This is a genomic window from Pseudomonas sp. 28 E 9, assembly GCF_900004785.1.
GTDB classification, from domain to species: Bacteria; Pseudomonadota; Gammaproteobacteria; order Pseudomonadales; family Pseudomonadaceae; genus Aquipseudomonas; species Aquipseudomonas orientalis_A.
The window spans coordinates 1-3,982 of sequence record NZ_CVTK01000031.1; the positions used below are offsets into that span (position 1 = coordinate 1).

The window sequence follows — 3,982 nt, forward strand, 5'->3', positions numbered from 1 at the left end:
GTGTTCTCGTCCTCCAAAATCTGTGCAGATTCGCCAGTATTCCAAGCCTAGTCGCCACAATGAAAGCACTCGCTTTTCTTTGATGCTGTTGCTTTGGTAGCGTCGCTCCAAGCCGCGTTCTCGTGCCTGCAACCCCGTTAAAAACAGAAGGTAGTTGGCCAAAGCAGCAATCAACAACAACACCTCAATGCGCTTTGGACAGTGGCTTCGATGCAGATTCAGGCCTAATCCCAAGTGCTCACTTTTTACATCTCGAAAGCCTTCTTCGATCTGCATACGGCGCTTATAGATCGCCACTATTTTTGCTGGATTCCATTCGTCTTGCCTCAGATTGCTGGCAAGCAACCAGGGCTCCCGTTCACGCCTGGCTGACTGTCGGCTGAGCTTACTTTTGGCGATTGAGCCAGTCACTCGTTGATGCTTTCGGCCCTTGGCTGAATGTCGCACGCAGTACAAATTGATCAAGTGCGGAGCGCTACGCGTCATCTCGACCCGACCAAGCGACTTGGGTGACGAAGTGGCCAAAGCATAGAGATCTTGCACGGGCAGCCACTCATTTTCGTCACCACGATAAAGCTCCCGATTTCGTATACGAGCCACGTAGTACCAGCCCTGTGCGGCCACTGCTTTCATCCATGGGCGCCGGAAACCTGCATCAGTAACCATCACTGGAACACATCCATCGGGCAGTAGTTCAGCCAGTGTTTTGAGCAGGCGGTTTTGATATTTGGGGCAGCCCTCGCGTTCATGAACACTTTCATAAATAGGGAATGAGCGCCCCGCTAGAGGTATCGCGGCCCTCAACAAAAAAGCGTTGCCGGGAGCATCAATTCGGGACCAGTCAACCAAGATTAATGGGTGCTTCACCGACCCCAGCAATGCCCGCAGGATCACCCAGTAGAACAGCGGACGCTCTGCTCTGAGGTGTTGATTGCCCAGTAACCGATCAACCCGCTTGATTGCATGTTTGGGGAATGCCTGACCTGGCATAAAACGTCCGAGCGCTGTCAGCGTCAGGCGGCGGCCTTGCAGTAACGAACTGACACAACTCATCAGTGTTGTCAGGCGACGAGAGTGGATTGAAGGCAGTGCTTGAGCGAGCGCTCTGTGTAAAAATCGGATGGCCTGCATGGGTTTGGGATCTTGTTTTTGTGTGGTGCAAACCAAGTTGCCGACTCATGCAGGCTTCTTCAATAACTCCAACTTCTTGATTTTTCGTAAGAAAAATCGAGGATCCCTCAGGGTCAGACCACGTTTAGTGCTCCGCCAGAAGAATAGTGGTCTGACCCCATTTTTCTCATCCCGTAATGTCCGCTCCATTCATAGGCTCGAAGAACTCCATTTTCCTTCCAGATCCCGCCGAGGACGATAGCGTCAGATGAAGGGATTTTTCCAGCATCCAATATCCCATCATGCCCAAATTGATTCCGCCCCATGATGAAGCGCTGACTAGCCGGATCGTAAATAAAGTCAATAGGTTTTGAATTACTCAACCCTTGTACAGCTTTAGAGGACGAATATGCATCGCTGACTTCTAAGAAGCCCTTAGCTGGCCCACTGCCATTTGCCGCAGCTTTTGCACCCCTGCTTCCCAAAATATTTATTCTATCACCCGCCAACTCAATCTCTGGAAACTAACAAACCGTTTCCCTTATGCGTTAATCCCACCTCCAGCGTCATATTACGATTACGTCGCCGGAGTTAAGATAAATTGAGTAAGATTCATAGTCACCTGTGTCGTCAGGCTCGACTACAATTGTATCTCCCGTACAGAATGTTATCTGCAGCGTAGCAGGATTAATTTCCTCAACCGACTGAACGTCCATTAACAAAAAGTCTAACAAGGGTGCACTGGTTGACGAGTCAGCAAAATCACGGCGACCAATAACACTTCCAATTCGATACTTCAACCCAGCTTCTACGCAAAAAGAAACTTTATACGGAGATATACCAGGGAACGTCTGCGGCCTTGAAAAGGCTAGCTTAGTGATACGAACTCCAAAAGAAATCATTTCCAAATAACAGCCGGATAGCAGTAGAAAATCAAAATCATCAGCCAACATGCTCATATATCCCCCTAATTTAATCCATAATTTCAGCGACGAATGGGCGGTAAAGAATCAGGTGCAAAATAGGGGTCAGACCATGTTTAGTGTCTCCGCGAGAAGAATGGTGGTCTGACCCAATTTTTTGTTACCTATGGCCTGCAACTATCCCTTTCAATTTCGCGCCACTTAACTTTGGACAACCTCAACCAATACTCCGTGAGCCTCTTTCATATAACAGGAATAGTCTTCACCTGCATACATCAAAACCCCGCTGCCCCACCACCCTTCCCCTTCGACCAAAGCTATGTCTGGCTGTAATAAATCTTTAAATTTTTTATCCGCCAAAATAACTCTTTCGCGCAACGTCTTAAAATCTTTTGAGTTGGAGATTGCTGAGTCATTCAACAACTGCTCTATCAACCCTCTTACCCTAATTTCGTTTCTATACTCAGAATAACCCCAACGATATCCATCTTGGCATTCATCAACAAAAAAAACCCACTTTTGAACTAATGAATTAAAAGTCTCATTACCAAATCCGAGTTTGGTCAGAATAGTTGAACACAACTCAAAAATATCTTCGATTATCACAACTGATCCTTGAAATCTTTTAGCCTTGCCGCAGCATCGCCGTCGAAAAAATAGGGGTCAGGCCACGTTTAGTGCTCCGCCAGAAGAATAGTGGTCTGACCCTGAGGGATCCCCGATTTTTCTTACGAAAAATCAAGAAGTTGGAGTTATTGAAGAAGCCTGCATGAGTCGGCAACTTGGTTTGCACCACACAAAAACAAGATCCCAAACCCATGCAGGCCATCCGATTTTTACACAGAGCGCTCGCTCAAGCACTGCCTTCAATCCACTCTCGTCGCCTGACAACACTGATGAGTTGTGTCAGTTCGTTACTGCAAGGCCGCCGCCTGACGCTGACAGCGCTCGGACGTTTTATGCCAGGTCAGGCATTCCCCAAACATGCAATCAAGCGGGTTGATCGGTTACTGGGCAATCAACACCTCAGAGCAGAGCGTCCGCTGTTCTACTGGGTGATCCTGCGGGCATTGCTGGGGTCGGTGAAGCACCCATTAATCTTGGTTGACTGGTCCCGAATTGATGCTCCCGGCAACGCTTTTTTGTTGAGGGCCGCGATACCTCTAGCGGGGCGCTCATTCCCTATTTATGAAAGTGTTCATGAACGCGAGGGCTGCCCCAAATATCAAAACCGCCTGCTCAAAACACTGGCTGAACTACTGCCCGATGGATGTGTTCCAGTGATGGTTACTGATGCAGGTTTCCGGCGCCCATGGATGAAAGCAGTGGCCGCACAGGGCTGGTACTACGTGGCTCGTATACGAAATCGGGAGCTTTATCGTGGTGACGAAAATGAGTGGCTGCCCGTGCAAGATCTCTATGCTTTGGCCACTTCGTCACCCAAGTCGCTTGGTCGGGTCGAGATGACGCGTAGCGCTCCGCACTTGATCAATTTGTACTGCGTGCGACATTCAGCCAAGGGCCGAAAGCATCAACGAGTGACTGGCTCAATCGCCAAAAGTAAGCTCAGCCGACAGTCAGCCAGGCGTGAACGGGAGCCCTGGTTGCTTGCCAGCAATCTGAGGCAAGACGAATGGAATCCAGCAAAAATAGTGGCGATCTATAAGCGCCGTATGCAGATCGAAGAAGGCTTTCGAGATGTAAAAAGTGAGCACTTGGGATTAGGCCTGAATCTGCATCGAAGCCACTGTCCAAAGCGCATTGAGGTGTTGTTGTTGATTGCTGCTTTGGCCAACTACCTTCTGTTTTTAACGGGGTTGCAGGCACGAGAACGCGGCTTGGAGCGACGCTACCAAAGCAACAGCATCAAAGAAAAGCGAGTGCTTTCATTGTGGCGACTAGGCTTGGAATACTGGCGAATCTGCACAGATTTTGGAGGACGAGAACAC

Annotated in this window: 5 protein-coding genes; 1 reads left to right on the forward strand and 4 read right to left on the reverse strand. The window is 49.0% G+C overall.

Annotated elements, in window-relative coordinates; genetic code table 11:
• The 4 genes from BFQ00_RS27760 to BFQ00_RS07100 all read right to left on the reverse strand — a co-directional run.
• On the reverse strand, positions 1-1,131 hold a 1,131-nt coding region (locus BFQ00_RS27760), incomplete at its 3' end, for an IS4 family transposase (protein ID WP_130184722.1).
• 113 nt (positions 1,132-1,244) lie between these two features.
• A complete protein-coding gene (locus tag BFQ00_RS27765; RefSeq protein ID WP_170827539.1) occupies positions 1,245-1,619 on the reverse strand; it encodes a polymorphic toxin type 43 domain-containing protein in 375 nt (124 codons plus the stop codon).
• A 57-nt stretch (positions 1,620-1,676) separates the two neighbouring features.
• A complete protein-coding gene (locus BFQ00_RS28985) occupies positions 1,677-2,063 on the reverse strand; it encodes a hypothetical protein (RefSeq protein ID WP_130184720.1) in 387 nt (128 codons plus the stop codon).
• A 171-nt stretch (positions 2,064-2,234) separates the two neighbouring features.
• Positions 2,235-2,639, reverse strand: a complete 405-nt coding sequence (locus BFQ00_RS07100) for a hypothetical protein (RefSeq protein WP_065933031.1) — start codon at positions 2,637-2,639, stop codon at positions 2,235-2,237.
• A 212-nt stretch (positions 2,640-2,851) separates the two neighbouring features.
• Between BFQ00_RS07100 and BFQ00_RS27770 the strand changes: the two genes are divergently transcribed.
• Positions 2,852-3,982: IS4 family transposase (locus tag BFQ00_RS27770; protein WP_130184722.1), on the forward strand; the 1,131-nt coding region annotated here is incomplete at its 3' end.